Here is a 22,776-nt window from a genome sequence, read left to right as displayed (position 1 = left end):
GAAACGCCCGAGGTTAAAATGACGAAAACATGGCTCCGCCCGAAAGCAGAGCCATGTCTGGTAATCGAGACGTCTCAGACGCGACGACGCTTTGGCGGACGGCAGCCGTTATGCGCGATCGGAGTCACATCACGGATCGAGGTGATGTTGAAACCGACAGCCGCAAGCGCGCGCAGAGCCGATTCACGACCCGAACCGGGCCCCTGAACTTCGACTTCGAGCGTCTTGACACCGTGTTCCTGCGCCTTGCGGCCCGCATCCTCGGCTGCCAGCTGGGCAGCGTAGGGTGTGGATTTGCGCGAGCCCTTGAAGCCCATGGTGCCGGCAGACGACCACGAAATGGCGTTGCCCTGCACGTCGGAGATCAGGATCTTGGTGTTGTTGAAGCTGGAGTTCACATGTGCGACGCCAGCTGCGATGTTCTTGGAGACCTTCTTCTTGCCTCCGCGACGGGTATCACGTGCCATTGGTTCGGACCTCCCTTATTTCTTCTTACCGGCAATGGCCTTTGCGGGGCCTTTGCGGGTACGAGCGTTGGTGTGGGTCCGCTGACCGCGCACCGGGAGGTTGCGACGATGGCGCAGGCCGCGGTAGCAGCCGAGGTCCATCAGACGCTTGACGTTCATTTGCACTTCGCGCCGCAGGTCACCTTCAACGGTGAAGTTGGCGTCGATATGCTCACGAATGGCGAGCACTTCGGCATCGCTCAGTTCGTTGACACGGCGGGTCTGGTCGATGTTGGTCGCCTCGCAAATCTGCTTTGCGGAGGCATGGCCAATACCGGTGATGTAAGTGAGGGCGATCGGAACGCGCTTCCCTGTGGGAATGTTCACGCCAGCAATACGTGCCACGTAAGGTCTTCCTTTTCGTTGCGGGTCCGTAGCTCCAGACCCTTTTTTCACAACATGAGGCCCGGCGGTTTCTTCAACCCTCGGGCCTGTGCTGATCAGGTGATCCGCAACACGGGTGCGACCCCTGCTGCGATGACGATTCTCTTAACGAGATGGCGGTAAATAGGAGTGTTTGACTGGGACGTCAAGGGCGGGTCAAGGCTGTTTTCGAACCCGGGTCGGAATTCGGTCCGGGGCGGGTGCGACGTGGTTCCGAAACCGGGGTCGCAAGGGGTTTCGCCCCCCTGCCCTAACCCAGAACCTTGTCGATCTCGGCCTTCACATCCTTGATCTCGCCCAGGCCATTCACGACGGACAGCTGGTCCTTGGCATAGTAATAGCCGATCAGTGGCGAGGTCTTCTTGTAGTATTCCATCAGGCGCTGCTTGAGGCTGTCCTCGTTGTCGTCGGCGCGGCGCTTGAATTCGGTACCACCACAATGCGCGCATTTCCCGTCCTCGGGAATCGGCTTGGTGTTGTCGTTATGCACCTCGCCGCACGTGGCGCAGGTCGACCGGGCCGTGATCCGCGCAACCAGCGCTTCGTCATCGACCCGCATTTCGATCACCGCATCCAGGGTCTCGCCTTCTTCGGCAAGAAGATCCGCCAGCGCGTCGGCCTGCGCCAGCGTCCGGGGGAAGCCGTCAAAGATGAAGCCCCCCTTCTTGTCGCCTTCGAGCTTTTCGCGGATCAGACCGATCACGATGTCATCGGTCACAAGCTCGCCGCGGGCCATCACCTCGGCCACGCGATTGCCCATCTCGGTTCCGCTTTCCTTTGCGTCCCGCAGCATGTCGCCGGTCGAAAGCTGGATCATGTCGCGCTCTTCACAGAGAAACCGCGCCTGGGTGCCTTTGCCCGCACCCGGCGGGCCCAAAAGTATGATGTTCATCGGCGCGCTGGACTCCGTCTCTTGCCTTTGGACTTACCCTTGCCGCGCAGCTGCGACTTTTGAATAAGACCTTCGTACTGATGCGCGAGCAGGTGGCTTTGCACTTGCTGGATCGTGTCCATCGTGACCGACACGACAATCAGGACAGACGTGCCGCCAAAATAGAACGGGATGGCGAACTGGCCGCGCAGGATTTCCGGAAGCAGACAGACCGCCGTCAGGTAGGCCGAACCGAGAACCAGCACGCGGTTGACCACGTATTCCAGGTACTCCGCCGTCTTCTTGCCCGGACGGATGCCGGGAACAAAGCCGTTCTGGTTCTTCAGGTTGTCGGCGACATCCTCGACCTTGAACGAGACGTTGAAGGTGTAGAAATACGCGAAGAACACGATCATCGCGCCGAAGAACAGCAGGTAGAGCGGCTGGCCGGGGCCGAAATAGGCCAGGATCGTCGACATGACCGGGCCAGAGCTCTGACCGCTGAAGGTGCTGATCGTCGTCGGCAACAGCAGAAGCGAGCTGGCGAAGATCGCAGGGATCACGCCCGACGGGTTGACCTTGACCGGCAGGTGGCTGTTCTGTGCTTCGGCCATCTTCATGCCGACCTGGCGACGCGGATACTGGATGGTGATCTTTCGGAGCGCCCGCTCCATGAAGACCACGAACATGATCACCGCAATGACCATGAGGATCACCCCCACGATCACGGCCGGGCTGATGGCACCGGAGCGGCCCGAGGCAAAGAACTGCGCCAGGGCGGCGGGAACTTCGGCGATGATGCCGACGAAGATGATCAGCGAGATGCCGTTTCCGACGCCGCGCGCGGTGATCTGTTCGCCCAGCCACATCAGGAACATGGTGCCACCCACGAGGGTGATCACGCAGGACGCACGGAAGAACCAGCCGGGATCGGTGACAAGATCGCCCGCTTCAAGGCTGACAGCCAGACCGTAGGCCTGGAACGTGGCCAGAAGCACGGTGCCATAGCGGGTATATTGCGCGATCTTCTTGCGCCCCGCATCCCCCTCTTTCTTGAGCTGTTCCAGCGCCGGCACCATGGAGGCCAGCAGCTGAACGATGATGGAGGCCGAAATATACGGCATGATGCCGAGGGCGAAGATCCCCATCCGCCCGAGGGCGCCACCGGTGAACATCGTCAGAATGCCCCCGATGCCCTGCTGGGCCTGCTCCATGAAGTCCCGCAGGGCCAAGCCGTCGATCCCGGGAACCGGGATGAAGGTGCCGATGCGGTAGACGATCAGAAGGCCAAGCGTGAACAGGATGCGGTTGCGCAGATCGGTCGCCTTGCCGAGCGCAGACCAGCTTGTGTTCGCGGCCATTTGTTCTGCTGCTGATACCATGCGGGTCTCTTTTATGATGAACGCCGCCATGAGCGGTCCGGCTCAGGCGGCGTTTGGAAAGCTCTGGAGGCTATGTAAGCGGCGCGAGGGCCGCTCACAACCTCTTATTCGGCAGCCTGCGCGGTTGTGACCGTCACGGACCCACCAGCTTTCTCCACCGCCTCGACCGCGGATTTCGAAGCGCCGGTGACTGCCAGTTGCAGTTTCGCGGTGACATCGCCCTTGGCGAGTACGCGGATACCGTCCAGCTTGCGGCGCACCAGACCGGACGTGACCAGCGCGTCCTCGTCGATCGTGCCATTGGCATCGAGCTTGCCGGCGTCGACGAATTTCTGGATCAGGCCAAGGTTGACCACGGCGAACGACTTGCGGTTCGGCTTGTTGAAGCCACGCTTGGGAAGACGCTGGTAGAGCGGCATCTGGCCACCCTCGTAGCCCTTGATCGCCACACCCGAACGGGATTTCTGACCTTTGATACCCCGGCCGCCCATCTTGCCATAGCCGGAGCCCGGACCACGGCCAACGCGCTTTTTGCTCTTGGTTGCGCCGGGATTGTCGCGCAGTTCATGCAGTTTCATATCGCTTCTCCTTGCCGGAACCGTCCCCGAAGCGATGTGGGACGAACGCGGCTTTTCTTGATTGTGAATCGGGACCTCTCGGGTCCACCGGGCGCGTATAGAAGGTTGCACGGCCTGGATCAAGGGGGGTTGGTCTGCGTCCGCGCGGTGTGGACACCACGCCCTGCGGATCCCCGCCGTAACCTTTTGCCCCCCGCCGGCCGGGCGGCATCACGAGGCCGTGCGGGTGGGCAGGTCTGCCCCCCGCAAGGCCGGTCCGCGTGTCAGCTGTACCACTCGCCCATCTTGACCTCGACATCCCCCTCGACCATCTCGGCGAATTCCGCCGGGTCCTGGGTGCCGTTGTCGCGGCCCCGGTAGTGATAGGGATAGACATAGGTCGGGGCGAATTCCGACACCGCCGAGGCGGCGGCATCGGCGCTCATCGTGAAGGGCAGGTTCATGCAGACAAATGCCAGATCGATGTCTTCAAGCGCCCGCATTTCCGGGATGTCCTCGGTGTCGCCCGAGACATAGATGCGGAAACCGTCGAAATCGAGCACGTAGCCGTTGTCGCGGCCCTCCGGGTGGAAATCTGTCCGACCCTCGGTCGTGTTGTAGGCCGGGATAGCGGAAATCTCGACACCGGCGACCTCGGTCGACTCGCCATTGGCCAAAGACGTGGTGTTGGTCTTCATGCCTTCGGGCAGCATGTCGAACACCGCCGGGTTGGTCAGCATCACCGTGTCCTCGCCCTTGAGCGCGTCCAGCGTGTCGGCGTTGTAGTGGTCGCCATGTTCATGCGTGATCAGGATCATGTCGGCAGCGGGCAGATCGCTGTACTGGCTCACCTCGCCAACCGGGTCGATATACATCACACCCGCCGGTGTTTCGATGACCACCGAAGCATGGCTGACGGGATGGACGGTAAATGTCCCGGCATCCGATTCGAACATGTTGGAGGCGTGCCCGGCGGCCCGGCCCTTGAATGGCAGGACCGTGATCGTACCTGCGGCGGCGACAGAGGTCAGAAAACTGCGGCGTGTCTGGGTCATCGAAAGGCCTCCTTCTTGATTGACATGTTTGATGACCTAGCGTGAACCCCCAGTGGCGCAAGCCGGACCCCGTGCGCTGACGCACAGGACATGCCGCAAGAACGCAAAAAACCCCCCGGTCGTCCGGGAGGCTTATTGATTGCGTGTTTATCTCGACCAGCCGTATCGGGCCGACCCGGAACTGATTTCTCAGTCGCGCTCTTCGATGATCTCGACCATGTGCGAGACCTTGCGGACCATGCCACGGATGGCGGGTGTGTCCTCGAGTTCGCGGGTCTTGTGCATCTTGTTCAGGCCCAGGCCGATCAGCGTCTGACGCTGGATGGCGGGGCGGCGGATCGGGGAACCGACCTGCTTGACTACGATTGTCTTTGCCATGTGGATCAGGCCTCCTCAGCAACCTGGCCGCTTTCCTGCGGCGTGTCTTCACGCTTGGGCAGGATGTCGGCGACTTTCTTGCCACGACGCTGCGCGACGGAGCGCGGGCTGGATTCCTTGCTCAGGCCGTCCAGCGTGGCGCGGATCATGTTGTAGGGGTTCTGCGAGCCGATCGACTTGGCGACGACGTCCTGAACACCCAGCATCTCGAACACGGCACGCATCGGACCACCGGCGATGATCCCGGTGCCGGTCGGGGCTGTGCGCATCACGACCTTGCCGGCGCCATGACGGCCTTCCATGTCGTGGTGCAGCGTGCGGCCTTCGCGCAGCGGCACGCGGATCATCTTGCGCTTGGCTTGCTCGGTCGCCTTGCGGATGGCCTCGGGGACCTCCTTGGCCTTGCCCTTGCCAAAGCCGACGCGGCCTTTCTGATCGCCCACAACGACAAGCGCGGCGAAGCCGAAACGCTTGCCCCCCTTGACGGTCTTGGACACCCGGTTGATCGCGACCAGGCGATCTGCGAATTCCGGAGCTTGCTCTTCGCGGTCGCGGCGATTGCCCCGACGGTTTTCACGTTCTGCCATGTAGGCATCCTTTTCGTTTGTGGGCGCAGGGCCCGTTATCCAATCCAGGTGAGCCTTTCGGAGCTCCCGGATCATCGGGAAGGGCTTGGCCTTCCGCAAAGCAAGGTGCGTGAAATCACGCACCCTACGGTATTTTCGACGGGGTGCGTGTTCCCACGCACCCGCACCGTTAGATCTTCAGACCGCCTTCGCGGGCCGCCTCGGCAAGCGCCTTGACCCGGCCGTGGAAAAGAAATCCGCCACGGTCGAAATAGGCTTCGCTGATGCCGGCCTTCTTGGCCCGCTCGGCAATCGCCGCGCCGACCTTGGTGGCCGCCTCGACGTCGTTCTTGCCGCCGGCGAGGTCTTTTTCCATCGTCGAAGCCGCTGCGAGCGTCACGCCGTTCACATCGTCGATCAGCTGAACGCTGATGTTCTTGTTGGAGCGGTGAACGCTGAGGCGCGCGCGCCCTGCATTGACCTTGCGAAGCTTGTTCCGAACGCGCAGACGGCGTTTCTGGAACAGATCACGTTTACTGTTTGCCATTTTTCCGCGTCCTTACTTCTTCTTGCCTTCCTTACGGAAGATGAATTCGCCCTTGTAGCGAATGCCTTTGCCTTTGTAGGGCTCGGGCCTGCGCCAGTCGCGAATGTTCGCTGCAACCTGGCCCACCAGCTGAGCATCCTGACCTTCGATCACGATCTCCGTCTGCTTGGGCACGGTAACAGTCACACCGTCCGGAATGGGAAAATCAACGTCATGCGACAGACCGAGGTTCAGCCTGAGGACATTGCCCTGAAGCTGCGCTCGGTAGCCGACGCCCTGAATTTCAAGCTCTTTCTTGAAGGTTTCAGTCACGCCGTGCACCAGGTTCGCCACCATCGTGCGGGACATGCCCCACTGCTGGCGCGCGCGCTTGGATTTCCCGCGCGGGTCGACCTTGATCACATTGTCTTCAACCGTGATGGTCACATCATCGGTCGCGGTGAAGCTCATGGCGCCTTTCGGCCCCTTCACTTCGATGGTCTGGCCGGACAGGGATGCCGAGACACCCGAGGGCAGCTCGACCGGCTGTTTACCAATACGAGACATTACCAGACCTCCTTAGAACAGAGTGCAAAGTACTTCGCCGCCAACATTGTGGCTGCGGGCACTTGCATCGGTCATGACGCCTTTGGAGGTGGACACGATCGACACGCCAAGGCCCTGACGGACCTGCGGAATATCGTCCACACCCAGATACACGCGACGGCCCGGCTTGGACACGCGCTTGAGTTCGCGGATCACGGGAGTGCCATCGTAGTACTTCAGGCTGATTTCATACGCGGGGTGGCCATTCACGTCCTTGGTTTCTTCGAAACCCCGGATGTAGCCTTCGTCCGCCATCACCGCGAGAACGCGGCCACGCAGCTTGGAGGCCGGTGTCATGGTTGTGGACTTGCCGCGCATCTGTGCGTTGCGGATACGGGTGAGCATATCGCCGATAGGATCGTTCATACTATGCCCTCCTTACCAGCTCGACTTGACCATACCGGGGGCTTGTCCATTGCTGGCAAGTTCACGAAGCATGATCCGGCTGACCTTGAGTTTGCGATAATAGGCGTGCGGACGCCCGGTGAGCTGGCAGCGGTTGTGCAGGCGCGACGGCGCGCTGTTCCGCGGCAGTTTTGCAAGCTTGAGGCGCGCCTTGAAGCGCTCTTCCATCGGCTTGCTTTCGTCGTTCGCGATTTCTTTCAGCTCAGCCCGCTTGGCGGCGTATTTTTCCACCAGCTTCTGACGCTTCTTTTCGCGTTCAATCATTGCTTTCTTCGCCATGGTATCAGTCCCCTCAGGCGTTGAACGGCATGTTGAAGTGCTTCAACAGCGCCTTGGCTTCCGCGTCGGTCTTTGCGGTCGTCGTGATGATGATATCCATGCCCCAGACTTCATCGACCTTGTCGAAGTCGATTTCGGGGAACACGATGTGCTCTTTCATGCCCATGGCAAAGTTGCCACGACCATCAAAGGACGGCTTCACGCCGCGGAAGTCCCGGATACGGGGCATCGCGATGGTGATCAGACGATCCAGGAAATCGTACATCCGGTCGCCACGCAGCGTGACCTTGGCACCAAGCGGCATTTCTTCGCGAACGCGGAAGCCCGCGATGGATTTCTTTGCCTTGGTGGTCACGGCCTGCTGACCGGCGATCTTCGACAGATCCTCGACAGCCGACTTGGCTTTCTTGCTGTCACGGACAGCTTCGGCGCCACAGCCGATGTTGAGCACGATCTTGTCAAGACGCGGGATCATCATGTCGTTGGTGTAGCCGAACTCTTCCTTCAGAGCGGCCTTGATCTGATCGCGGAAGACCGAACGAAGACGCGGGGTGTAGGTTGCGGTATCAAGCATCGATCACATCCCCTGTTGTCTTGGCATAACGGACCTTCTTGTCGCCTTCGGTCTTGAAGCCGACGCGGGTCGGTTTGCCGTTCTTGTCGACAATCGCCAGGTTCGACAGGTCGATCGGCATCGCCTTGGGCGTGCGGCCACCCTGTGTCGTCTGGGACTGGCGCACGTGACGGATTGCCATGTTCACACCGTCAACCACGGCCTTGCCGGCCTTGGGATCTACGGACGCGATGGTGCCCGACTTGCCTTTGTCTTTACCGGCAAGCACGACCACCTTGTCGCCTTTGCGGAGCTTAGCAGCCATTACAGCACCTCCGGAGCAAGCGAGATGATTTTCATGAAGTTCTTGCCACGCAGTTCACGCACAACCGGGCCGAAGATACGCGTACCGACCGGTTCACCTGCGTTGTTCAGGATCACGGCGGCGTTGCGGTCAAAACGGATGGCTGTGCCGTCTTCGCGACGGACTTCCTTGGCGGTGCGTACGACGACGGCCTTGCGGACATCGCCTTTCTTCACGCGACCGCGCGGGATGGCTTCCTTCACGGATACGACGATGATGTCACCCACCGACGCGTATTTCCGCTTGGACCCACCCAGAACCTTGATGCACTGAACACGGCGTGCGCCGCTGTTGTCAGCTACATCCAGATTGGTCTGCATCTGGATCATGTTTTGTCTCCCGACGTCCCGGACCGCTCAGAGCGAGGCATTGGCCCGGGGGTTTCGTAAATGCCGAAGGGTTATCGCTTACTCAGCGATGACCTCCCAGCGTTTGGTCTTCGACTTGGGGGCGCATTCCTGAATGCGGACAGCGTCCCCGACTGCGAATGTCTCGGCCTCGTCATGGGCGCGATATTTCTTGGACTTCCGGATCGTCTTCTGAAGAACCGGGTGCTTGAAGCGGCGCTCGACGGAAACGGTCACGGTCTGTGCGTTGGCTGTCGATGTGACGGTGCCGGAAAGGATACGTTTGGGCATCTGTCTGGCTCCCTCTTACGCGTCGCTGGCAGCCGAAGCCGCCTTTTGGTTCAGCACGGTGTTGATGCGTGCCACGTTACGGCGCACCTGGCGGATGCGCGCGGTGTTCTCGAGCTGGCCGGTGGCCTGCTGAAAGCGGAGGTTGAAGGCCTCTTTCTTGAGGTTGACCAGCTCGTCACGCAGCTGATCGGGCGTCTTGTCGCCGAGTTCCTTGGCGTTCATGTCGCCATTCCTTTCTGTCAACATCACCGGAAGGCCCCGTCATTGAGCGGGTCACCCTGATTCCCGGTGGAGGTGGATGAGCGGGCCGTATAGGTCGGATGTGCGGATCACGCAAGTCCTATCTCTTGCGAGGCCGGACAGCCACGCTGTTGGCCGCCTTTCAGGTCGGACCGCCGGACGCTCCACGGCTGTCTTCGGCCCGGCGCGCCAGGCGGTATCCAGCATGTTTTCGCCGAAGGATTTGCGAGGCCCGGACCGAGACCGCATGTGAAGGGGGTCGGACCGCACAGGTCCGGATGGACGACATGAACTACGGAGAAAACATGACCTTTACAATCGGAACTGCCCTGCGCCGGACTTCGCGCGCTTTCGCCCTTGCGGCCACGACCACGCTTGTCGGTCTCGGCGCAGTGACCCCGGCTCTTGCCCAGAGCACCCAGAGCGATGCGCCGGAGGCGACCCAGACGGAATACAGCGACGACAAGCTGGATGCCTTCGTCGTCGCCCTGCGAGACGTCGACGCGGTACGCCAGACCTACATCCCGCAGATCCAGGCTGCCGAAGACGAGGCCGAACAGCGGGAATTGATCGAGGAGGCCAATGTCGCGATCACCGACACCATCGACGCCGCACCCGACATCAGCGTCGATGAATACGTGGCCATTGCAGAACTGGCCGCGCAGGATGCCGCGCTTAATCAACGCATCGTCGAGCGCGTTCAACCCGCGCAGGAATGACAGGCTTCTGGACCGTCCGTCCACCTTCGGGCGGACATCCCCATTCAGCGCCCGTTCCGATCCTGTCGGAGCGGGCGTTTTCCTGTGACCCGCCGCCTTGCAGACCGAAAGCACTTAGCCGAAATCGGGCTCTCGCCAAAGCGGCCGGACCGGCGTAAACACCCCGCATGAGCACAGTATCCTCCCTTTTCGTGACCCGCCTCTACCACGCGCCCTTGTCCGAGCACGGACCCGCCATCGACCCCGGGGAAATGGAGAACTCCTGTTTCACCATCGCCGAGGATGACGAGGCTGGTCAGCAGTGGTGCGAGGAGAACGCCTATCCTGGCTACACCTCCTACGCGTCGCTGACGGACCTGCCCTGGCGGTTCCCGATCTTTGCCGACCTGGTCACCTGTCTTGATGCCCATGTCGCCAGTTTCGCCGAGGACCTGGAATTCGATCTCGACGGGCGCAAGCTGGTGCTCGAGGATCTCTGGATCAACATCCTGCCCGAAGGCGGCTTCCATGCCGCGCATATCCACCCGCATTCGGTGATCTCGGGCACGACCTACGTGTCGATGCCCGAGGGCGCGTCAGCCCTGAAACTCGAAGACCCACGCCACGCCATGATGATGGCCGCCCCACCCCGCCGCAAGGACGCGCGCGAGGAGATGCGTTCGTTTATCTACGTCAAACCGGCGGTCGGCGACGTGCTGCTCTGGGAAAGCTGGCTGCGCCACGAGGTGGTGATGAACCAGTCCGAGGACGAACGCGTGTCGGTGAGTTTCAATTACCGCTGGGAGTGAGCCAGTCTTTTTGGCTGTTTCCGATGCATGGCATCGATGTCCCGGAATGGCGTGCTCGGACGCTGTTCGGTCGGGCATAGCGTATCGCATCATCTTCATGACGACTTTGGGTTCGGTGTTCTACCTGATCAAACGCAAAAGCGACACGATGATTTGAAAGAACAAGGATTACGGTATATATAAGCGGTATACGCCACAAGGAGGTCAGTTTGTGACACAGGCCACGAAACGCAAGACTTCCCTCACGCTTGATGCAACGGCTCTGGACGAGGCGCGAAAGTACGGCGTAAACGTGTCTGCTGTTGCTGAAGCGGCTTTAGCCAAAGCTGTCGATGATGCCCGGCGCGAAAATTGGCTTGAAGAAAACGCCGCGGCTTTCGAAGCACAGTCCGAATGGCATGATGTTAACGGCCACCCCCTGGCAGACATCATGGTCGGCGTCGCGAGCGAGACGTGGAAGCGATAGCAACTTATGACATCGTCAGGTTTGGCGACCAGTTGATGGTCGTCGTCGAAAGCGACCTTCTGCCGCCAGACACGGCCATCGTGGTGATTCCCTTAATCCGTGAATACCCGGCGGTGTCGAAACTGAATCCGACGATACACTTTCAGCAAGATCCGTATGTCTTGGCAACACGGTTGATCGCTTCCGTAAGACGGGCGCGGGTGAGGATTGTCGGGTCGGCCAAAACCCAACGAGATGAAATCACACGCGCAGTTGACGTTCTCATGTCCGGCGTCTGAAACAAAAAACCCCCGGCGATTTCACACCGGGGGCTTTCCAATCTCGTAGGATGCGTGCTTGCACGCACCCTCCTTACCAGTCCTCGCGAACCACGACGCGGGTCTTGATCGGCAGCTTCATCGCGGCCAGACGCAGCGCCTCGCGGGCAATGTCTTCACCGACGCCGTCGATTTCGAACATCACGCGGCCCGGCTTGACCTTGGCGGCCCAGAAATCCACCGAGCCCTTACCTTTACCCATCCGCACTTCGGTCGGCTTGGAGGTGACGGGGGTGTCCGGGAAGATCCGGATCCAGACACGGCCCTGACGCTTCATGTGGCGCGTCATGGCACGACGGGCGGCTTCGATCTGGCGGGCTGTCACACGCTCAGGCTGAAGCGCCTTGAGGCCGAAAGTGCCGAAGTTCAGATCAGAGCCGCCCTTGGCTTCGCCCTTGATCCGCCCTTTGAACATCTTGCGGAATTTTGTACGCTTTGGTTGAAGCATGATTAATTCCTCCGACCGCCGCCAGCACCACGCGGTGCGGGGCCATCCTGAAGTTCCTGTGCCTTGCGATCCCGCGCCGACGGATCATGATCCATGATTTCGCCTTTGAAGATCCAGACCTTGATGCCGATGATGCCGTAGGGCGTTTCCGCCTCGACATTGGCATAGTCGATGTCGGCGCGCAGCGTGTGCAGCGGCACCCGGCCTTCGCGATACCATTCGGTCCGTGCGATTTCCGCGCCACCCAGACGACCGGCAACGTTCACGCGGATGCCCAGGGCCCCCATGCGCATGGCGTTCTGCACGGCGCGCTTCATGGCACGACGGAAGGACACACGACGCTCGAGCTGCTGGGCGATGCTTTCGCCGACCAGCTGCGCGTCAAGCTCCGGCTTGCGCACTTCAACGATGTTGAGGTGCAGCTCGCTGTCGGTCATCGCGGCCAGCTTCTTGCGGAGCGTCTCGATGTCCGCGCCTTTCTTGCCGATGATGACGCCGGGGCGTGCGGTGTGAATGGTCACGCGGCACTTCTTGTGCGGGCGCTCGATGATGACACGGGCGACACCGGCCTGCTTGCATTCTTTCTCGATGAACGCGCGGATCGCGATGTCCTCGAGCAGAAGATTGCCATAGTCCTTGGTGTCGGCGTACCAGCGGCTGTCCCAGGTGCGGTTCACCTGAAGGCGCATGCCGATCGGATTGGTCTTGTTACCCATTAGGCCTGCTCCTCAACTTGACGCACCTTGATGGTGATCTCCGAAAACGGCTTCATGATCTTGCCGAAACGACCGCGCGCCCGGGGGCGACCGCGCTTCATGACAAGGTTCTTGCCGACATAGGCTTCGGCGACGATCAGCTCGTCCACGTCAAGCCCGTGGTTGTTTTCGGCGTTGGCGATCGCGGACTGAAGGCATTTCTTCACGTCCTCGGAGATCCGCTTCTTCGAGAAGGTCAGATCGTTCAGCGCCTTGTCCACTTTCTTGCCGCGGATGAGACCGGCGACGAGATTGAGTTTCTGCGGGCTGGTGCGCAGCATCCGCAGCTTCGCCATGGCTTCGTTGTCAGCCACGCGGCGGGGGTTCTTTTCCTTGCCCATGACTTACTTCCGCTTCGCTTTTTTGTCAGCCGCATGACCGTAATAGGTCCGGGTCGGCGAATATTCACCGAACTTCTGACCGATCATGTCTTCGCTGACGTTCACAGGGATATGCTTCTGGCCGTTGTAGACGCCAAACGTCAGGCCCACGAACTGGGGCAGGATCGTCGAGCGGCGCGACCAGATCTTGATGACTTCGTTGCGGCCGGATTCGCGGGTCGCTTCTGCCTTTTTCAAGACATAGGCGTCGACGAACGGGCCCTTCCATACAGAGCGCGACATGGTTTACCGCCCCTTCTTCTTGGCGTGACGCGAGCGGATGATCAGCTTCTGCGACGCCTTGTTTTTGTTGCGAGTGCGCTTGCCCTTGGTCGGCTTGCCCCACGGTGTCACCGGGTGACGACCGCCAGAGGTCCGGCCTTCACCACCGCCGTGCGGGTGGTCGATCGGGTTCATAACGACACCACGGACGGACGGACGGATGCCCTTGTGGCGCATGCGGCCCGCTTTGCCGTAGTTCTGGTTGCTGTTGTCGGGGTTCGACACGGCACCGACGGTCGCCATGCATTCCTGACGGACCAGGCGCAATTCGCCCGAGCTCAGACGGATCTGCGCGTAGCCACCATCGCGGCCCACGAACTGGGCGTAGGTGCCGGCGGCACGTGCGATCTGGCCACCCTTGCCGGGCTTCAGTTCGATGTTGTGAACAATTGTCCCGATGGGCATGCCCGAGAACGGCATCGCGTTGCCCGGCTTCACGTCGGCCTTGGCCGAGGCGACAACGCGATCGCCGATGGCGAGGCGCTGGGGCGCGAGGATATAGGCCTGTTCGCCATCGTCATACTGAACGAGCGCGATGAAGGCGGTGCGGTTGGGGTCGTATTCGATGCGCGCGACGGTCGCGCCCACGTCATACTTGCTCCGCTTGAAATCAACGATACGGTAAAGGCGTTTCGCCCCACCACCGCGACGACGGGATGTGATACGTCCGGTGTTGTTCCGGCCACCCGATTTGGTCAAACCCTCAGTAAGGGATTTGACCGGACGGCCTTTCCACAGCTCCGAACGGTCGATCAGCACCAGCCCGCGCTGGCCCGGCGTCGTCGGCTTATACGACTTGAGTGCCATGCTTTCTGTCTTCCGTTAGCAGATGCGAGGCTTTTGCCCCGCTATGTTTGGGCTCTTGCGAGCCTTGGTATAGGGCCCCGAAGGTCCCCGATTAGAACAACAACGAAGCCCCGGACGAATCCGGGGCTGCGCGGTTGGGGGTTACTAGGCAATGCTTGTGGCCCGGTCAACCCATATTCCCGAGCGTTGTCCGGCGCGGGCTTGAACCAGACCAGTCCATAAATTGATCCAAGAAGGTCGGAAAGTACGATATAATTGCGGCACGGCACAATTGTTTAACCAAATTTATTAGAGGAGGGATGCTTTGACCCTGACAGTTCAAACCGACAGCGACGGCCATGAATTCAATGTATGGGCGCAACGACAGGCGAATTCCTGCGCGGTCGCGTCCATCTGGATGGCCCGTGGCATGGCGCGACAAATGACTTTCGACGAAGGCGAATGGAACTTGGCGTGGCGGACTTACAACAATGCAGTGGCCGGCGGAACGTGGCGCACGCCTTATGCCGATCCGGGTCCGGCTCCGGCTCCCCAGACATTCGACCACACTCAGTATGACGCGGGCCATCATGCGTTCGCGAACACCTTCGCCTCGACCGGCATCGGTGGGGACCATATTGCCAGCATGCTGATGCAGGAAGGGTTCGCAGTGAACCGGGTGGTGAATACCGGCGGCCTGATGCCCGTGAAATTCGCAAACCTGGCTCCGACAAAGCCTGCTATTGTCGGCGTTGGATGGTTCGTCCAGAATCCAGCCGGCGCATGGGAACGGCGCGGCGGACATGCCATCGTCGCTGCACGCAAGACTAGCAGCGGCCAAATCGTGCTCTTGGACCCGGCTGGCGGACGCTTGGTGGAATGTGCCAACAACGGTCGATATGGCGGCAACGGCCTCATTGTCGAGGTTCTCTATATCAGCTAGGCGCAACATTTCCGCAACAGCCGTGCCTGAACGCGGCAACGACCGCGTCCGAGACATGTGGTTTCCACTATTTTTCGAAACCTGTTGGGGAGTCAGATCGCGGTGCCCGACGAGAAAGCCCCCCGCCATCACTGGCGAGGGGCTTTGTCATTCTCACAGGCCGGGCCTCAGCCCGAACCGATCACAGACCCGTGGTCACGTCGATCGTGTTGCCTTCGGCAAGTGTCACATAGGCTTTCTTCACGTCTTTCCGACGGCCCATCTGGCCGCGGAAGCGCTTGGTCTTGCCCTTGGTGATCGTCGTGTTGACCGCCTTGACCGACACACCAAACAGAGCCTCGACGGCCTCCTTGATCTGCGGCTTGTTGGCGTCGATCGCCACTTCGAAGACCACCGCGCCATTCTCGGACGCCATGGTGCTCTTTTCGGTGATGATCGGCTTGCGGATCACATCGTAATGTTCAGCTTTCGCGCTCATTTCAACCGAGCCTCCAGTGCTTCGACACCCGCCTTCGTGAGCACGAGCGTGTCACGCTTGAGGATGTCATAGACGTTTGCCCCCATCGACGGCAGGACATCGAGACCTTCGATGTTGGCTGCGGCGCGGGCAAAGTTTTCGTTCACCTCTGCCCCGTCGATGATCAGCGCGCGCTTCCAGCCCAGGTCACGGACCTGCTTGGCCAGCGACGCCGTCTTGCCATCGGACTCGATGTTCTCGATGATGACAAGCGAGCCGTCCTTGACCTTGGCGGACAGGGCATGCATCAGGCCCAGCTTGCGCACCTTCTTGGGCAGATCATGCCCATGATCGCGCGGCGTCGGACCCTTGTAGATACCACCCTTGCGGAAGATCGGAGCCGACCGCGCGCCGTGGCGTGCGCCGCCGGTGCCCTTCTGGCGATAGATCTTCTTGGTCGAGTAGCTGACTTCGGACCGGGTTTTCACCTTGTGAGTGCCCTGCATCGCCTTGTTGCGCTGCCAGCGGACCACACGGTGCAGAATATCGGCGCGCGGATCGAGAGCAAAGATCTCGTCCGTCAGCTCGACCGACCCGGCTTTGCCGCCGTCCAGTTTGATCACGTCGAGTTTCATTCGTCGCCTTCCTTCTTCTCGGCCTGAATTTCTTCCTCGGCCTCTTTCAGGGCAGCTTCTTCGGCTGCGGCGGCCTCGGCTGCTGCGGCTTCTGCTGCTGCGGCTTCCTCGGCAGCAGCCTGGGCTGCGGCTTCTTCGGCCAGACGCTTGGCTTCTTCACCAGCCGACCGCAGACCGGCGGGCAGGATGATGTTTTCCGGCGTCGGCTTCTTCATGGCGTCCTTGACGGTCACCCAGCCACCCTTGGCACCGGGAACGGCGCCCTTGATCATGATGATGCCGCGTTCCGCGTCCGTCTTCACGACCTGGAGGTTCTGCGTGGTCACCTTCACGGCGCCCATGTGACCGGCCATCTTCTTGCCTTTGAAGACCTTGCCCGGATCCTGACACTGACCGGTGGAACCGTGCGAACGGTGCGAAATCGACACACCGTGCGACGCCCGGAGACCGCCGAAGTTGTGCCGCTTCATGGCACCGGCAAAGCCCTTACCGATCGAGGTGCCCGAGACATCCACGAACTGACCTTCGAAGTAATGGTCAGCGGTGATCTCTTCACCCACGTTGATCAGGTTCTCGGGTGCGACGCGGAATTCCGCGACCTTCCGCTTGGGTTCCACGTTCGCCGCAGCAAAGTGCCCACGCATCGCCTTGGATACGCGCTTTGCCTTGATCGAACCGGTGCCCAGCTGAACAGCCGAATAACCATGCAAGTCAGGCGTACGCTGAGCGACGACCTGAAGCTTGTCGAGTTGGAGGACGGTCACGGGAACCTGCTTTCCGTCTTCCATGAAAAGCCGGGTCATGCCGACTTTCTTAGCGATGATACCAGAGCGCATCATGGGATACTCTCCTTACACCTTGATCTCGACATCCACGCCGGCGGCGAGGTCGAGTTTCATCAGAGCGTCCACGGTCTGTGGAGTCGGATCGACGATGTCGAGCAGACGCTTGTGCGTCCGGATCTCGAACTGGTCGCGCGACTTCTTGTTCACGTGGGGGCCACGCAGAACGGTGAACTTCTCGATCTTGTTCGGCAGCGGGATCGGGCCACGCACTTGCGCGCCGGTCCGCTTGGCTGTGTTGACGATTTCCTGTGTCGACGCATCGAGCACGCGGTAGTCAAACGCCTTGAGCCGAATGCGAATATTCTGGCTTTGCATTGGTCTTAGCCTTCATTGGCGTTGCGGTTGAGAGGAAGAACCAGGACCACCCTGCCCCTTCATCGAACCGAATACGGGACGGCATGACACCGTCCCGCGCAATTTGAATTTCCGACGCTTACGCGACGATCTTGGACACGACGCCCGAGCCGACGGTGCGGCCGCCTTCGCGGATGGCGAAGCGCAGGCCGTCTTCCATCGCGATCGGCGCGATCAGCTCGACCTCGAACTTCAGGTTGTCGCCCGGCATCACCATCTCGGTGCCCTCGGGCAGCGTCACGGTGCCGGTCACGTCGGTCGTGCGGAAGTAGAACTGCGGACGATAGTTCGCGAAGAACGGCGTGTGACGGCCGCCTTCTTCCTTGGTCAGGATGTAGACCTCGGCTTCGAACTTGGTGTGCGGGTTCACCGATTTCGGCTTGCAGAGAACCTGGCCACGCTCCACGCCCTCGCGGTCGATGCCGCGCAGCAGGACGCCCACGTTGTCGCCCGCTTCGCCGCGATCGAGCAGCTTGCGGAACATTTCCACACCGGTGCAGGTCGTCTTCTTGGTGTCCTTGATGCCGACGATCTCAAGCTCGTCGCCGACATTCACGACGCCACGCTCGACACGGCCGGTCACAACGGTGCCGCGGCCCGAGATCGAGAACACGTCCTCGATCGGCATCAGGAACGGCTGGTCGATCGCGCGCGCCGGCTGCGGGATGTACTCGTCCACCGCCGCCATCAGTTCGCGGATCTTGTTCTCGCCGATTTCCGGCTGCGTGCCGTTCATGGCGTGCAGCGCCGAGCCCGCGATGATCGGGATGTCGTCGCCCGGGAAATCATAGGCCGACAGAAGCTCGCGCACTTCCATCTCGACCAGCTCGAGCAGTTCCTCGTCATCGACCTGGTCGACCTTGTTGAGGAACACGACCATGGCGGGGATGCCCACCTGGCGGCCCAGCAGGATGTGCTCGCGGGTCTGCGGCATCGGGCCGTCGGCCGCGTTCACCACCAGGATCGCGCCGTCCATCTGCGCCGCACCGGTGATCATGTTCTTGACGTAGTCGGCATGGCCCGGGCAGTCGACATGGGCGTAGTGCCGCGCGTCGGTCTCGTATTCCACATGCGCCGTCGAGATCGTGATCCCGCGGGCCTTCTCTTCCGGCGCGCCGTCGATCTGGTCATAGGCCCGGAAGTCGCCAAAGTACTTGGTGATCGCCGCCGTCAGCGTCGTCTTGCCGTGGTCAACGTGACCGATTGTGCCGATGTTGCAGTGCGGCTTGCCGCGCTCAAACTTTTCCTTTGCCATCTCTTCAGACGCCTCGTGGTTTGGGGGGTCCACCCGACCCGGTTTTCATCGCGCGCCGTTTATGCGGCGAACCGGGGAAAATCAAGCCCAAACACACCCTGCCGCGGCCACGCCCGGCAAAGCGCGCGTGATGTGGTTTTTCTATTGCGCCGCTGGTGCCGAAGCGGCTGCGGACGCGGTCAGCGCCACCACCTCGGGAGGCACCGTGACACCGGCATCGGGCACCAGGGGTGCGGCCGTCGCATCCGGCTCGGCGGGCAGGTCTTCCGGCACGGCTCGGGTGAACCAGCCCTCGGTCTCCTGCATCTCGCGCAGCCAGACCTCGACCTGGCGGGCGGCCTCTTCGGCAAGGCTCTGCAACCGTTCATCGCGGTCACTGGAGATGCGGGATTCGAACACCTTGATCACCTGGATCGGCTTCGGCTCCACGTTCATCTTGGCCTGCGCCGCATCGTCCCAGAGCGTGACGTTCAGCGCCACCGCCGATTTGCCCGGCACGATGGGGGGCGGCAGGGAATAGGCCTCGATGCTGACGCCCAGATGGTAGAACCTGTCGCCCTCGAACCGACGGAACCGCGCATCGAGCGCCTCGGTCATGACCTCGATCCATTCCTCGTTCGGCACATCGCGCGAAACCAGAAGCTTTTGCAGATTGGGCGCCACCACGCCGATATGGCCCATCTTGAAATCGCCCAGCGGGTCCGTCGGACCCTCGAGATCGCGGGTCGGGCTGGCGCAGGCGGCCAGTCCGGCAAGCAGTGTCAAAGCAGCGAAAAAGCGGCGCATTGCGTCCCCCGGCGGTTTCCGTTGCCCCTCTCTATCGCAGCCCCTCACAAGGCGCAACGCGACCGCTCTGGCTCCGAGCCGCGCAGGCACTATGTTTCGGTTGAAGATGCAAGCCAGGCACCGCGTTCATGCTGACAGAGATCGACGCCCCTCCACCGGAAAACGCCGCCCCCCTGCCCGTCAGGGCGGCCCTGGTACGCAAGCCGTTGAACGTGCTGCAAAGCTGGCAGGCGTCGCGGCAGAACCTGCTGACCATCATCCCGGACATCTCGACCCGGCAACCCATCGTGTCAGGCCGCACCGGAACGCGCTGGCACATGGTGACGGACCCGACGGCGATCCGACATGTGCTCCTGGAAAATGTCGACACCTATCCGAAATCCATCGTCACCAAGAACCTGCTGCGCCCGGCCATCGGCGACTCGCTGTTCATTGCCGAGGGCAAGCACTGGCGCTGGCAACGCCGCACCGCCGCGCCGGCGTTTTCGCACCGGAACGTGGCGGCACTTGGCCCGGTGATGACCCGCGCCGCAACACGGTCCGCAGACCGGATCGCACAGGCGGGCAACCGGGCCGTGAACCTGCTGGACGAGATGATCACCACCACCTTCGACGTGATCTCGGACGTCACCTTTTCCGGCGATACCGGGTTCGACCGCGCCGCCGTACATCGGGCCATCGACCTTTACATCGCCGATGCCGGCAAGGTGTCGCTCCTGGACGTGCTGGGAGCCCCCGACTGGATTCCCCGCCCCGGTCGCAATCTTGCCACCAACGGCATGGGCGACATGAAGGCCGCCGCCGACCGTGTGATCGACGCAAGACAGGCGCAGGGATCGCAGGATGTTCCAGACCTGCTCGACCTGCTGCTCGAGGGTGAAGACCCGAAAACCGGCCGTCGCATGACCACCGGGGAGATCCGCGACAACCTTCTTACCTTTATCGTCGCCGGGCACGAGACCACGGCCCTCACGCTGGCCTGGTCGCTGTACCTGTGCGCCTTCGATCCCGACGTGCAGGAGCGCGCCCGAACCGAGGTGCAATCCGCCCTCCAGGGCCGCGCCGCCACCGCCGACGACCTGTCCCGCCTGCCATATATCCGGCAGATCATCGACGAGGCGCTGCGCCTCTATCCGCCTGCCGCCATCGTGTCGCGCACGGCGCTTGCCCAAGACACGCTGTGCGGCACGCAGATCCATCCCGGCGACACCGTGATCATCCCGATCTATGCGCTGCACCGATCCCACCTGCTCTGGCACGACCCCGACCAGTTCGACCCCGACCGCTGGGCCCATGGCGCAAAGCCCGACCGTTACGCCTATCTGCCCTTTGGGGATGGCCCCCGCATCTGCATCGGTGCCAGCTTTGCCTTGCAGGAAGCGGTGATCATCCTTGCCACCCTGCTAGGGCGATTCCGTTTCAAATCCGTTAAGGGCGTCGATCCCGATCCGGTGATGATCATCACCTTGCGCCCCGAAGGCGGCGTCTGGCTGGAAGCAGAGCCGCTCTAGATCACCGCCTTTTCGACCTGCGGCGACCCACTGGAAAGTCGGTCGAAATGAAACCCGCTCAGGTCAAGCGTCCGGTACGCGCCAAAGCACAGCCACTCGGCCAGACCGCGCCCCATCGCCGGGGCCTGCTGCAACCCGTGGCCGGAAAACCCGTTGATGAACAGGACATTGCCGATCCCGGGATGCGGCCCCAAAACCGCGTTGTGATCAAAGGTGTTCATCTCGTAATGCCCGACCCAGCCATGGGTCAGCCTGATCGCCTCGAACTGCGGGATACGCGCCGCCAATAGCGGCCAGACCTCGGCCTCCCACAGACCGTGATCCATCTCGAAATCGTCGAAATCCACCGCCGGATCCACGCCGAAATGCCCCCCGGCCTGATAGGTGCCGCCGCCGTTTTCGCGCACATGCAGGCCCGAGGGATCAATCGTCAGCGGCAAGTCGCGGTCCAGTGGCTGAGCCGCCTTGAACACCCAGGAATAGCGCTTGCGCGGCTCCACCGGCAGATCGATGCCCGCCATGCGCGCCACATGCCCGGCGCGCGGCCCGGCGGCATTGATCACCTGTCCGCAGGTGATCCGCTCGCCCGTCGCCAAACGAACCGACCGCACGCGTCCCTCCGCCACATCCATGCCGACGACCTCGTTCTCGACATAGACGACCCCGCGCTCCTGCGCCGTCCGCCGCAGCCAGTCGAAGACCGCCATGCTGTCGAAATACCCCTCGCCTGCCGTGTTGATCGACGCCAGAAGGATGTCGTCCAGCGCATAGAACGGATAGGCCTCGGCGATCTGGTCCCGTGTCAGCAAACGCGTCGCGGCGCCCGCCGCCACCTGCACCGCCGCCCGCGCCCGCAGGTCCTCGGCAAAGGCCGGCGTATCCGCCAGGTAGAGATAGCCGAAATTGCGGATGTCCAGTTGCGGCACGCGCGTGTCGCCGCCCATGAAAGTGCGCAGACCGGTGATGAAATCCGCTCCGAACTGGCTGATCCGCACGTTCAGCTCGGTCGAGAACTGCTGCCGGATGCACGAGGTCGAGGTCGCCGTCGCCGACCGCTCGAAACTCATGTCCCGGTCCACGACCAGGATCCGTCCATCAAAGCCCATGTCGGTCAGGAACCACGCCACGGACGACCCCATGATCGCCCCGCCGACGATCACGACATCATAGCTGTCCCGCTCCGGCGTTGAAGCCATGGATCAGATCGCGGCCTTGCGGCTTTCGTCGATGTAAATCTCGCGCAGCCGCGCCGTGCGCGCGCCGGGTGTGCCATCGCCCAAGGCTACCCCGTCGATCTCGACCACCGGCATGACAAAGGACGACGCCGAGGTGATGAAGGCCTCATCCGCCGTCTTGGCCTCGTCGATGGTGAAATTGCGCTCTTCGACCTGCATCTGCGCCTCTTTGGCGAACCGCAACACGGCGGCGCGGGTGATCCCGTGCAGGATGTCATTCGACAAGGCGCGGGTCACAATGGTGTTGCCCATGATGATATAGGCGTTGTTACTGGTGCCCTCGGTCACCGCGCCATCCTGCACCATCCAGGCATCATCCGCGCCGGCCTTCTTGGCCATCATCTTGCCCATCGACGGATAAAGCAGTTGCACCGTCTTGATGTCGCGCCGCCCCCAGCGCACATCCTCGATCGAGATGATCTTGAGACCCGTCTTCGCCGCCGGGCTGTCCGCCAGACCCGGCTTCGACTGGGTGAACATAACCACCGTCGGCTCGGTCGTCTC

At 61.7% G+C, this 22,776-nt stretch carries 36 protein-coding genes; 6 read left to right on the top strand and 30 right to left on the bottom strand.

Annotated features, from left to right (window positions below):
- Window positions 1-74: 74 nt before the first annotated feature.
- From rpsK to rpmC, 17 genes are all read right to left on the bottom strand, one after another.
- Window positions 75-467 carry a 30S ribosomal protein S11 gene (gene rpsK / locus LCF60_RS17745; protein ID WP_072780049.1) on the bottom strand — a complete coding sequence of 131 codons (393 nt, stop codon included), beginning with the start codon at window positions 465-467 and terminating at the stop codon, window positions 75-77.
- A 15-nt stretch (window positions 468-482) separates the two neighbouring features.
- On the bottom strand, window positions 483-851 hold the full coding sequence (gene rpsM, locus LCF60_RS17740) for a 30S ribosomal protein S13 (RefSeq protein ID WP_292293597.1): 369 nt from the start codon (window positions 849-851) through the stop codon (window positions 483-485).
- Between the two features lie 289 nt (window positions 852-1,140).
- The gene (locus tag LCF60_RS17735; protein ID WP_292293595.1) at window positions 1,141-1,782 is read right to left on the bottom strand and encodes an adenylate kinase; all 642 of its coding nucleotides are present in this window, start codon (window positions 1,780-1,782) and stop codon (window positions 1,141-1,143) included.
- Window positions 1,779-3,143, bottom strand: coding sequence for a preprotein translocase subunit SecY (gene secY, locus LCF60_RS17730; protein ID WP_292293594.1), 1,365 nt, complete (start codon window positions 3,141-3,143; stop codon window positions 1,779-1,781). Before secY ends, LCF60_RS17735 begins: the two co-directional genes overlap by 4 nt.
- Window positions 3,144-3,247: 104 nt before the next feature.
- Window positions 3,248-3,721: a 50S ribosomal protein L15 gene (rplO, locus tag LCF60_RS17725; protein ID WP_292293593.1), complete on the bottom strand. Its 474-nt coding sequence runs from the start codon at window positions 3,719-3,721 to the stop codon at window positions 3,248-3,250.
- Window positions 3,722-3,984: 263 nt separating this feature from the next.
- Entirely contained in the window at window positions 3,985-4,755 is a 771-nt protein-coding gene (locus tag LCF60_RS17720) for an MBL fold metallo-hydrolase (RefSeq protein ID WP_292293591.1), read from the bottom strand.
- A gap of 189 nt (window positions 4,756-4,944) precedes the next feature.
- On the bottom strand, window positions 4,945-5,133 hold the full coding sequence (gene rpmD, locus LCF60_RS17715; RefSeq protein WP_292293590.1) for a 50S ribosomal protein L30: 189 nt from the start codon (window positions 5,131-5,133) through the stop codon (window positions 4,945-4,947).
- A 5-nt stretch (window positions 5,134-5,138) separates the two neighbouring features.
- Window positions 5,139-5,720 (bottom strand): 30S ribosomal protein S5, encoded by a 582-nt coding sequence (gene rpsE / locus LCF60_RS17710; protein WP_292293588.1) that lies wholly within the window; start codon window positions 5,718-5,720, stop codon window positions 5,139-5,141.
- Window positions 5,721-5,889: 169 nt separating this feature from the next.
- Window positions 5,890-6,246: a 50S ribosomal protein L18 gene (gene rplR / locus LCF60_RS17705; protein WP_292293586.1), complete on the bottom strand. Its 357-nt coding sequence runs from the start codon at window positions 6,244-6,246 to the stop codon at window positions 5,890-5,892.
- Between the two features lie 12 nt (window positions 6,247-6,258).
- The gene (rplF, locus tag LCF60_RS17700) at window positions 6,259-6,792 is read right to left on the bottom strand and encodes a 50S ribosomal protein L6 (RefSeq protein WP_292293585.1); all 534 of its coding nucleotides are present in this window, start codon (window positions 6,790-6,792) and stop codon (window positions 6,259-6,261) included.
- Between the two features lie 12 nt (window positions 6,793-6,804).
- Entirely contained in the window at window positions 6,805-7,197 is a 393-nt protein-coding gene (rpsH, locus tag LCF60_RS17695) for a 30S ribosomal protein S8 (protein WP_292293584.1), read from the bottom strand.
- 12 nt (window positions 7,198-7,209) lie between these two features.
- Entirely contained in the window at window positions 7,210-7,515 is a 306-nt protein-coding gene (gene rpsN, locus LCF60_RS17690; protein ID WP_292293583.1) for a 30S ribosomal protein S14, read from the bottom strand.
- A gap of 13 nt (window positions 7,516-7,528) precedes the next feature.
- Window positions 7,529-8,089, bottom strand: coding sequence for a 50S ribosomal protein L5 (gene rplE / locus LCF60_RS17685; RefSeq protein WP_292293582.1), 561 nt, complete (start codon window positions 8,087-8,089; stop codon window positions 7,529-7,531).
- Window positions 8,082-8,393, bottom strand: a complete 312-nt coding sequence (gene rplX / locus LCF60_RS17680; RefSeq protein WP_292293580.1) for a 50S ribosomal protein L24 — start codon at window positions 8,391-8,393, stop codon at window positions 8,082-8,084. The genes rplE and rplX overlap by 8 nt, the downstream gene beginning before the upstream one ends.
- Entirely contained in the window at window positions 8,393-8,761 is a 369-nt protein-coding gene (gene rplN, locus LCF60_RS17675) for a 50S ribosomal protein L14 (protein WP_085892917.1), read from the bottom strand. Before rplN ends, rplX begins: the two co-directional genes overlap by 1 nt.
- Window positions 8,762-8,839: 78 nt before the next feature.
- A complete protein-coding gene (gene rpsQ / locus LCF60_RS17670; protein WP_292293578.1) occupies window positions 8,840-9,070 on the bottom strand; it encodes a 30S ribosomal protein S17 in 231 nt (76 codons plus the stop codon).
- A gap of 15 nt (window positions 9,071-9,085) precedes the next feature.
- Window positions 9,086-9,292 carry a 50S ribosomal protein L29 gene (rpmC, locus tag LCF60_RS17665; protein ID WP_292293577.1) on the bottom strand — a complete coding sequence of 69 codons (207 nt, stop codon included), beginning with the start codon at window positions 9,290-9,292 and terminating at the stop codon, window positions 9,086-9,088.
- 323 nt (window positions 9,293-9,615) lie between these two features.
- Here rpmC and LCF60_RS17660 point away from each other — a divergent pair, with 323 nt between their 5' ends.
- The 4 genes from LCF60_RS17660 (at window position 9,616) to LCF60_RS17645 (ending at window position 11,561) form a co-directional block, all read left to right on the top strand.
- On the top strand, window positions 9,616-10,029 hold the full coding sequence (locus LCF60_RS17660) for a DUF4168 domain-containing protein (RefSeq protein WP_292293576.1): 414 nt from the start codon (window positions 9,616-9,618) through the stop codon (window positions 10,027-10,029).
- 167 nt (window positions 10,030-10,196) lie between these two features.
- Window positions 10,197-10,817 carry a 2OG-Fe(II) oxygenase family protein gene (locus LCF60_RS17655; protein WP_292293573.1) on the top strand — a complete coding sequence of 207 codons (621 nt, stop codon included), beginning with the start codon at window positions 10,197-10,199 and terminating at the stop codon, window positions 10,815-10,817.
- A gap of 211 nt (window positions 10,818-11,028) precedes the next feature.
- Window positions 11,029-11,283 (top strand): type II toxin-antitoxin system CcdA family antitoxin, encoded by a 255-nt coding sequence (locus tag LCF60_RS17650; protein WP_292293571.1) that lies wholly within the window; start codon window positions 11,029-11,031, stop codon window positions 11,281-11,283.
- A complete protein-coding gene (locus LCF60_RS17645; RefSeq protein WP_292293570.1) occupies window positions 11,271-11,561 on the top strand; it encodes a CcdB family protein in 291 nt (96 codons plus the stop codon). Before LCF60_RS17650 ends, LCF60_RS17645 begins: the two co-directional genes overlap by 13 nt.
- Window positions 11,562-11,634: 73 nt before the next feature.
- Here LCF60_RS17645 and rplP read toward each other — a convergent pair whose 3' ends face one another.
- Genes rplP through rplB form a run of 5 tightly spaced genes read right to left on the bottom strand, consistent with a single transcriptional unit; the run spans window position 11,635 to window position 14,272 of the window.
- Complete coding sequence (gene rplP, locus LCF60_RS17640) at window positions 11,635-12,048, bottom strand: 50S ribosomal protein L16 (protein WP_292293569.1); 414 nt, start codon at window positions 12,046-12,048, stop codon at window positions 11,635-11,637.
- 2 nt (window positions 12,049-12,050) lie between these two features.
- On the bottom strand, window positions 12,051-12,764 hold the full coding sequence (rpsC, locus tag LCF60_RS17635; protein ID WP_292293568.1) for a 30S ribosomal protein S3: 714 nt from the start codon (window positions 12,762-12,764) through the stop codon (window positions 12,051-12,053).
- Complete coding sequence (gene rplV, locus LCF60_RS17630) at window positions 12,764-13,144, bottom strand: 50S ribosomal protein L22 (RefSeq protein ID WP_292293565.1); 381 nt, start codon at window positions 13,142-13,144, stop codon at window positions 12,764-12,766. Before rplV ends, rpsC begins: the two co-directional genes overlap by 1 nt.
- 3 nt (window positions 13,145-13,147) lie before the next feature.
- Window positions 13,148-13,426 (bottom strand): 30S ribosomal protein S19, encoded by a 279-nt coding sequence (rpsS, locus tag LCF60_RS17625; protein WP_292293563.1) that lies wholly within the window; start codon window positions 13,424-13,426, stop codon window positions 13,148-13,150.
- A 3-nt stretch (window positions 13,427-13,429) separates the two neighbouring features.
- Window positions 13,430-14,272, bottom strand: coding sequence for a 50S ribosomal protein L2 (gene rplB / locus LCF60_RS17620; RefSeq protein WP_292293560.1), 843 nt, complete (start codon window positions 14,270-14,272; stop codon window positions 13,430-13,432).
- A 304-nt stretch (window positions 14,273-14,576) separates the two neighbouring features.
- Here rplB and LCF60_RS17615 point away from each other — a divergent pair, with 304 nt between their 5' ends.
- The gene (locus LCF60_RS17615; RefSeq protein ID WP_292293559.1) at window positions 14,577-15,194 is read left to right on the top strand and encodes a hypothetical protein; all 618 of its coding nucleotides are present in this window, start codon (window positions 14,577-14,579) and stop codon (window positions 15,192-15,194) included.
- Between the two features lie 181 nt (window positions 15,195-15,375).
- On the opposite strand, the gene LCF60_RS17610 is transcribed toward LCF60_RS17615, so the two are convergent.
- From LCF60_RS17610 to LCF60_RS17585, 6 genes are all read right to left on the bottom strand, one after another.
- Window positions 15,376-15,672 (bottom strand): 50S ribosomal protein L23, encoded by a 297-nt coding sequence (locus LCF60_RS17610; RefSeq protein ID WP_292293558.1) that lies wholly within the window; start codon window positions 15,670-15,672, stop codon window positions 15,376-15,378.
- Window positions 15,669-16,286: a 50S ribosomal protein L4 gene (gene rplD, locus LCF60_RS17605; protein WP_292293556.1), complete on the bottom strand. Its 618-nt coding sequence runs from the start codon at window positions 16,284-16,286 to the stop codon at window positions 15,669-15,671. Before rplD ends, LCF60_RS17610 begins: the two co-directional genes overlap by 4 nt.
- The gene (gene rplC, locus LCF60_RS17600) at window positions 16,283-17,125 is read right to left on the bottom strand and encodes a 50S ribosomal protein L3 (protein WP_292293555.1); all 843 of its coding nucleotides are present in this window, start codon (window positions 17,123-17,125) and stop codon (window positions 16,283-16,285) included. The genes rplD and rplC overlap by 4 nt, the downstream gene beginning before the upstream one ends.
- 12 nt (window positions 17,126-17,137) lie before the next feature.
- Entirely contained in the window at window positions 17,138-17,446 is a 309-nt protein-coding gene (gene rpsJ, locus LCF60_RS17595) for a 30S ribosomal protein S10 (protein WP_007792792.1), read from the bottom strand.
- 118 nt (window positions 17,447-17,564) lie between these two features.
- Window positions 17,565-18,740 (bottom strand): elongation factor Tu, encoded by a 1,176-nt coding sequence (tuf, locus tag LCF60_RS17590; RefSeq protein WP_292293554.1) that lies wholly within the window; start codon window positions 18,738-18,740, stop codon window positions 17,565-17,567.
- Window positions 18,741-18,881: 141 nt separating this feature from the next.
- Window positions 18,882-19,526 carry a hypothetical protein gene (locus tag LCF60_RS17585; RefSeq protein WP_292293552.1) on the bottom strand — a complete coding sequence of 215 codons (645 nt, stop codon included), beginning with the start codon at window positions 19,524-19,526 and terminating at the stop codon, window positions 18,882-18,884.
- Window positions 19,527-19,654: 128 nt separating this feature from the next.
- On the opposite strand from LCF60_RS17585, the gene LCF60_RS17580 reads away from it, so the two are divergent.
- Entirely contained in the window at window positions 19,655-21,037 is a 1,383-nt protein-coding gene (locus LCF60_RS17580; protein ID WP_292293551.1) for a cytochrome P450, read from the top strand.
- Here LCF60_RS17580 and LCF60_RS17575 read toward each other — a convergent pair.
- Entirely contained in the window at window positions 21,034-22,233 is a 1,200-nt protein-coding gene (locus LCF60_RS17575; protein WP_292293549.1) for an FAD-binding oxidoreductase, read from the bottom strand. The genes LCF60_RS17580 and LCF60_RS17575 overlap by 4 nt on opposite strands.
- 3 nt (window positions 22,234-22,236) lie before the next feature.
- On the bottom strand, window positions 22,237-22,776 hold a 540-nt coding region (locus LCF60_RS17570), incomplete at its 5' end, for an aminotransferase class IV (protein WP_292293547.1).

The sequence above is a fragment of the Marivita sp. genome (genome assembly GCF_020055635.1).
Classification (GTDB): Bacteria; Pseudomonadota; Alphaproteobacteria; order Rhodobacterales; family Rhodobacteraceae; genus Marivita.
The sequence above is the reverse complement of the archived record's forward strand: the minus strand, read 5'-3'. Positions and strand labels throughout refer to the sequence as shown.